This is a genomic window from Streptomyces fuscichromogenes (assembly GCF_014645815.1).
GTDB classification, from domain to species: domain Bacteria; phylum Actinomycetota; class Actinomycetes; order Streptomycetales; family Streptomycetaceae; genus Streptomyces; species Streptomyces fuscichromogenes.
Map to the genome: position 1 here is coordinate 1 of NZ_BMML01000069.1, position 6,867 is coordinate 6,867.

Annotated in this window: 4 protein-coding genes; all 4 read left to right on the plus strand. The window is 68.4% G+C overall.

Translation table 11 applies throughout. The annotated features are described in order from the left end of the window. The first annotated feature begins 195 nt into the window (after positions 1-195). The 4 genes from IEZ11_RS49820 (at position 196) to IEZ11_RS49835 (ending at position 6,467) form a co-directional block, all read left to right on the plus strand. Positions 196-3,336, plus strand: a complete 3,141-nt coding sequence (locus tag IEZ11_RS49820; protein ID WP_229713988.1) for an AfsR/SARP family transcriptional regulator — start codon at positions 196-198, stop codon at positions 3,334-3,336. A gap of 647 nt (positions 3,337-3,983) precedes the next feature. Further along, complete coding sequence (locus tag IEZ11_RS49825) at positions 3,984-5,288, plus strand: helix-turn-helix domain-containing protein (protein ID WP_189269755.1); 1,305 nt, start codon at positions 3,984-3,986, stop codon at positions 5,286-5,288. A 121-nt stretch (positions 5,289-5,409) separates the two neighbouring features. Then, positions 5,410-6,150: a nuclear transport factor 2 family protein gene (locus IEZ11_RS49830; RefSeq protein ID WP_229713989.1), complete on the plus strand. Its 741-nt coding sequence runs from the start codon at positions 5,410-5,412 to the stop codon at positions 6,148-6,150. 125 nt (positions 6,151-6,275) lie between these two features. Then, positions 6,276-6,467, plus strand: a complete 192-nt coding sequence (locus tag IEZ11_RS49835) for a hypothetical protein (protein ID WP_189269756.1) — start codon at positions 6,276-6,278, stop codon at positions 6,465-6,467. Positions 6,468-6,867: the final 400 nt, after the last annotated feature.

Consider the following 6,867-nt stretch of genomic DNA (forward strand, 5'->3'; position numbering starts at 1 on the left):
CGACCGCACAGACGATCATCCCGCGCCCACCGTCACCCCGCACGGAATTGCGCAGCAGAGTCCACGAGACTGGTCATCAACTGCTCGGATGTTGGTCATCACTGGCTACTGGGGGAGGTCCGAGTGCCCCCGACGGCGGGCCGGACGATGGCGGGCGGGTGAGGTCATGGCCGTGACCGGGGTTTGGTCCATGCCTTGGTCACCACTGTTCAGCTAGTGCTCAGGCGGGTAGATAGATGCGTTTGGACCGTAGACTCGATGATCAGGAGCGCTGTGGTCCGCGGCGTGGGAGGGGGAGGTTCCATGGCCGGAATACACCTTGAGGCACGTGGCCGGACAGCGGGACTCACCTTTCAAGTGCTGGGCGAGCTGAAGGTGTTCGGCGACCAGGGTGTCGTGCCGATCACTGCGGGCAGGCAGCAGGTCGTGCTCGCCGCCCTGCTCCTGGAGAGCGGAAGACTCCAGAACTGGGACCATCTCATCCGGCTGATGTGGGCAGAAGACCCGCCGGAGACCGCCCGCACCCAGGTGCAGATCTGTGTTTCGCGGATGCGCAGGACCCTGGCAGCCGCCGACGTCGAGGCTGTCATCGAGACCCGTCCTGCGGGCTATGTACTCAAGATCGACGACGCGAGGCTCGACCTGTCCGTCTTCCGGCGCGGAGTCGCCGAGGCCGCCGTGCTCGGCAGTGCGGGACGCACGGCTGAGGCCGCAGCCCTGCTGCGCGAGACAGTCGGTCTGTGGCAGGGCCCCTGTCTGAACGGTATCCCCAGCGAGGCTCTCGCCTTGGTCGCCCAACACATCGATGAGGAACGCCTCGTGGCCACCGAGTCGTTCATCGAGCTGGAGCTCGCGCTCGGCTATCACCACCAACTCACCGCCGAAATCGCTCGGCTGGTGGGAGAGAACCCCTTACGGGAGCGTTTCCGCGGGCAGTTGATGCTCGCCCTGCACCGCTCGGGCCGGCAGGCCGAGGCCCTGGAGAGCTACCGGCAGGGTCGCGCCCTGCTCATGGACGAACTCGCCCTCCAGCCGGGCGAGGACCTGCGGCGGTTGGAGCAGGCCATCCTGGTCGAGGACGAGTCGCTGCGTCTCGAACGACCGTCCGGCACCGAACTGCACACCGTCGGCACGGAACCGGAGCTGTCCGCCAAGGATGCGCGTGCCGCCGCTCGTACTGTCGTCCCCCGTCAACTCCCGGTCGATACGTCAGACTTCGTCGGTCATCAGCATCTCGTCTCCGAGACTGAGGGTGTCCTCACCAATACCTCGCCGGACCGGGCCACGGGCATCGTCGTCGTCACCGGCCGCTCCGGTATCGGCAAGACGACCTTCGCCGCTCGAGTGGCCCACCGCCTCGCCGAGCCCCACTTCCCCGACGGTCAGCTCTACTGCCAACTGCGCGGTGCTCGTGTGGATCCCGTCGACCCCCGCGAGGTCCTGGGCCGGTTCCTGCGCGCGCTGGGCCTGCCCGGACCCGCCATCCCGGACTCCCTGGAGGAGCGGGGCGAGATCTACCGCAGCATGCTCGCCGCCCGGCGCATCCTGGTTGTCCTCGACGATGCTGTCGGCGAAGAGCAGATCTTCCCGCTGTTGCCCGGCGGCCGCTCCTGCGGGGTGCTAGTCACCAGCCGGGCACGGCTGACCGCCCTCCCCGGGTCGCATCGGGTCGCTCTGGACATTCTCGACGAGCGGGACGCTCTTGAACTGATCGGTAACGTTGTCGGTGCCGACCGCGTCAGCCGTGAACCAGAGGCCGCCAGAGCGTTGACCGCGGCCGTGGGAGGGCTGCCGCTCGCCCTGCGCATCGTCGCCGCCCGGCTGGCGGCCCGTCCGCACTGGCCGCTGGCCTCGATGGTGCAGCGTCTCGCCGACGAACGCCACCGTCTCGATGAACTGACCCACGGTGAGATGACCGTACGGGCCAGTCTCTCCGTCACCTATGACGGACTGCCCGACACCAGCCGCACCCTCTTGCGCCGGCTCAGTCTCACCAAAGGATCCACGTTCCCCAGCTGGATCGGCGGCGCCCTGCTCGATGTTCCGGGCGACTACCCGTACCCGTCCGACCTCATGGAACCCCTGGTCGACGTGCAGATGCTGGACGTCGCCGGGGTCGATGCCACCGGGGAGTTACGTTATGGCTTCCACGACATCATCCGGCTGTTCGCCCGGGACCGGCTGGCCGCCGAGTCGGACGAGAGCGAACGGCGGTCCGCGATCCGCCGGGTCGGCGGCGCCTGGCTCGCCCTCATCGGCGAGGCCCAACAGCGTGTCTTCGGTGCCCACTTCATGACCGGGCCGGCCGCCCGCTGGAACCCGCCCGCCGAACACGTGAGGACCATTCTCGCCCGTCCCGCGGAATGGCTCGACATCGAACGCGAGAACCTCAGCCTGACCGTGGAGAGCCTGGCCCAGGAGGATGAGGACGGTTACGCCTGGGAACTCGCCGTCAGCCTCGCCCCGTTCTATGAGGCCCGCGGCTATCTCGACCACTGGGCCCGCACCCACCGCAAGGCGTTGACCGCGGTGCGTCACAGCGGCAATCGGCTCGGCCAGGCCGCCCTGCTGGCTTCCCTGGGATCGATGCACCTCAACCGCCGCAACCTGCCCGAGGCTCGCACGGCGCTGACCGCGGCCCTCGGCCTCTTCGAGGACCTCGGCCACACCAGCGGTCTCGGGCTGTGTCGCCGCGACCTGGGTATCCTGGAGCAGCTCGCGGGCCACGACACAGCCGCGATGGGCCTGTTAGAGCAAGCCGAACGAGACTTCGGCGACGGCTCCCCTTGGGCCCGCGCCTCTGTTCTCGTCCAACGCGCGGTCATCCTGCTGCGGCGCGGCGATGTCCGTCTGGTGGAGGCCGAACTCGATGAGGCGTTGCAGATCTGGCGCGACCTCGGCTACCTCGGTGGGCAGGCTCGGGTGCTCCGGCGGGCGGGCCAGCTGCACCTGTACTGCGGGCGGCTCGACGACGCTCGAAGGGAGCTGTCCGAGGGTCTCACGATGGTCCGGGACGACGGCGACGTGATCGGCGAGGGGTACATCCTCCACGACCTCGGCCGGGTCCACGTCCGCCGGGGCGAATTCATCGAGGCCGGCTCGTACTTCGCCCGGGCGCTGTCCGTGCGCGAAGACTTCCTCGACCAGGCCGGTGCCGCCTCCGTCCGCGTTGACCTTGCCGACCTGATCCTGCGCGGCGGCGACACCGCGAAAGCCGGCGGACTGCTCACCGAAACCCTGGAAGTGTTCGGTCGGCTTGGCATGGCTGAGGAAGCGGAACGCGCCGCAAGCCTGCTCGCACGGGTGACCGCCCATGTCACGGACGAGAGACGATGATGTGGAGGGTGTGGTGGGCCCGGTCCCCTCGCCCTATGCCGGCGGCGCTGTGACCCGCGGCGTGTCCCTGACACCAACGAGGCCTCCTGCCACGGGCCGTCCTGCGGAGCAGGCCCACACGAGGTCTTCAACGGGGTGCGCCGTCGGTCCTACGCCGTCAGCGGCAGCGCCGGACTGAGACCGCCGCCCCGTGGTCGCCGAAGCCTGAAGTACAACTTCGGCCGGCGCGTACCCGGCCCCACGGCTCCCCGCCTCCATCGCAGCGACCCGCGCCCGCTCCGCTATCCAAGAGGGATAGCGGCGTCAAAGTGGCGTGATGACAACCACTCATAACATTCTTTCAAAGTCGGGCAGAGGGCCGATGGAGAGGAAGGAAGCCGCCCTGAACGGCACCTTCGCACCGGTCGTGAAGCCAGCCCCTGAGGGCCGTCGTCATCGCTGCAGTCGCCGCTCTCCTGGGCGTATCGGTGGCCGAGACCGTGGTGCACCCACAGCAGACGGCCACCGTGCGGGCCCACGACGGCTCCACGGACAACACCAACTCCTGGAGCTGATGACGCGCCGACCATGGCCGGGTGACGGCTCACCTGCTCGGCGTCCCGCCCATCGGTTCACCCGTACCTCGGAACGGCCCACCGGAGCAAGTGATGAAGGACATCCGTACCCAGCCGAACCTCGGCGTCCTGCTGAGAGACCACCGTCGGCGCACCGGACTCACCCAGCGGCACCTCGCGGACCTCACCACCGTGAGCGTGCGCGCCATACGCAACCTTGAGCAGGGCAAGGTCCTCTCCCCGCGGCTGGAGACGGTCCAGCTGCTGGCGGACGGGCTGCGGCTCGGCTCCGCCCAGCGCGAGACGCTGCTGGACACGGCACGGCGCCGCCCGGGCACCGGAGGCCCCCCCTGTGACGCGGGCTACGGCCCCACGCCCTGGCCCGTCCTGGGCCCGTTGACCGGCCGGGAATCCGAAGTGGCCGCCCTTGCCGATCTGCTGCGACAGCCGAGCGTCCGGCTGGTGTCCGTCGTCGGCATAGGAGGGGTCGGGAAGTCACATCTGGCCGCCGAGGCCATGTGCCGGGCCGCCGCCGACGGCACCCGGGTCCTGTGGCAGGCACCCGGCGAGGAGATCCCCGCCGGTGAACTGGCCGACGGTGCAAGGAGACAGCGGACGGTGCTGGTGCTGGACGACGTCGAGCTCGCGGGCGGCACCGACCGGCTGGTCGAGCTGCGGCGAGCCCACCCCTGGCTGCGTATCCTGCTCACCGCGTGCGGGCCGTGCGGCGTCTCCGGCGAACAGATCCTGAGCCTCGCTCCGCTTCCGGTTCCCGCTCCCGGCACCGAGACCGACCCCGAATTGTTGGCCGAAGTGCCGTCCGTACGGCTGCTGTGCACGCACATCCGCGCAGGCAACCCACTGTTCCGGCTGGACGATTCCAATGCCGGGGTGGTCGCCGAACTGTGCCGGCGCCTCGACGGGCTGCCGAGACCCCTGGAATTCGCCGGTCGCTGGACCCTCGTACGCTCCCTGCCGGAGCTGCTGGCCGAAGCAGAGCGCAGCCCGTTCGGCTTGATCGCTCCGCCGATGACCGCGGACTCCTCAGGCGACTTCGTGGTCCGGCTGCGCAGCGCACTGGGCCAGCTGAGCCCGGCCGGTGTGTCCTTCCTCGCCGCTGTGGCCCGTGACCACCGCAGCTGGTCGGTCGCCGAGGCGGCGACGGCCGTCGGGACGTCCGGTGCTGACGCCGCCGCCATCGTCTTCACCCTGGTGACGTACGGCCTGGTGCGGTCGGAGATACACGCCGGCGACGGCCCCCGGTTCTCGGTGCTCAACCACGTCCGCCACCTGTACACCGAGGTGCGCCGCGACCCCTGGCGCCGGCACGCGAAGGCGGCTGTGCACCGGACCGGACCCGAGGATCGTGTCCCGAAGGTGGCGGTCGGCGGGGGCTGACCAGGACGCCGTGAGCGGGGAGCGGGCGAGATCGCGGCGCACCGCGCGGAGCTTCAGCAATTGTAAATCAATCAATCGCTTGATGTTTTCCGCTCGCGCGCCATACATTTCAATCAATCGAATGATTGATGAAGTCTCCCGTGCGACGCGTGACCGCTTCCGCGGAACCCGGATCCTGAGAACCAACCTGGAGGACCCCGACATGAAGTCGCTCGGATGGAAGACGATCACCGCAATGACCGTGGTCGCGAGCCTGGGCGGCCTCGCCATCGCCGCTGCGCCCACACAGGCCGCCGCCCCGGTGGCGGCCAGTGCGCAGACCCGCACCGTCAGCAGCCAGAAGTCTTCCGGGAGCCTGACCCCTCGCGAACTCGCCGCGTTGCCGCTTACGAACCGCCACCTGACGAAGCATGAGACAGCCAACCTTGCGGTAGTGCTGAACGCGTACTACGTGGCGGAGGGCGACAGCCTGGACCCCGACGGGTTCATCAACGACTTCACGAAGGACGGTGTTTTCAAGGACGAGGTCGCCGGCTTCACCTACCAGGGCGATGCCCTCGGTGACACTCTGACCCACATGGCCGCCGTCTTCCCCGATGTCCACCGTGAACTGGCGCGCATCACGGTGAACGGCGACGTGGTGAGCGTTGAGCTGTCGATCCAGGGCACGTTCGAAGGGCCATACCAGACGCCTGCGGGCACTCTCAAGCCGAACGGAGCGAAGATCGACGTGCCAACTGCCGACTTCTGGTATCTGCAGGGCGGCAAGATCAAGAAGTTCGACTGCTACGTCGGGTACACGGTCATGTATGACCAGATGGGTGTGGACCTCGACTGGGCCGGGGCGGTCAACAAGGGCTGATCGGCCGTCGTTGCCCGAAGGGCCTCATGGTGCGTCGCGCGGTTGTCGAGTCCGGCGAGAACCAGGAGGCCCTGTCGTGCGACGCGTAACCGTGGTCGCCGGGTTCGATCTGAGGGACAGGCAGGATGCTGGAAGCTCTGGGACTGTCTTCCAGAGCGGAAGCCGTCTACCAGGCCATGCTCGACTACCCTGACCACGGTATCGGCCAACTCGCCGCAGCCACCGGTCTCGCTCCGGGTCAGGTCCATGACTGTCTGGACGAACTCGCCCGGCTGATGCTGGTCCGCGCCTCCAGCGAACACCCGGGCCAGGTATGAGGGGTCAATCCGGAGGTGGGCCTGACCGGCATGCTGGCCTGTCAGGAAACGGCCATCGCGACCGCCTACGCGCAATGGCTCCTCAGCCTGGGCAGTGAGGTCCGCACCATCCCCGTTCTGCCTCTGCGTACGGTCATCATCGACCGCGTCCAGGCCTTGGTCCTCATCGATCCGAGGACGGACATCGCCATACGACGGGAATGGCCGTCACCATGCGACGCGGCCGTTCCCCTCGTACGGCATGACAGCCGGAAATGGGCCCGGATCAGAGGCTGGTGACGTCCAGTTCGCCCTCGGCATACTGCCTGCGCAGGACCTTCTTGTCGAACTTGCCGACGCTCGTCTTCGGCACCGACTCGATGACCGTCCAGCGCTCGGGGAGCTGCCACCTGGCGATCTT

What these genes read in the sequence shown, in the direction of transcription:
- IEZ11_RS49825 (WP_189269755.1), top strand. Translation starts at nt 3,984, where the DNA reads ATGAAGGACATCCGTACCCAGCCGAACCTCGGCGTCCTGCTGAGAGAC.
- IEZ11_RS49830 (WP_229713989.1), top strand. Translation starts at nt 5,410, where the DNA reads ATGATTGATGAAGTCTCCCGTGCGACGCGTGACCGCTTCCGCGGAACC.
- IEZ11_RS49835 (WP_189269756.1), top strand. Translation starts at nt 6,276, where the DNA reads ATGCTGGAAGCTCTGGGACTGTCTTCCAGAGCGGAAGCCGTCTACCAG.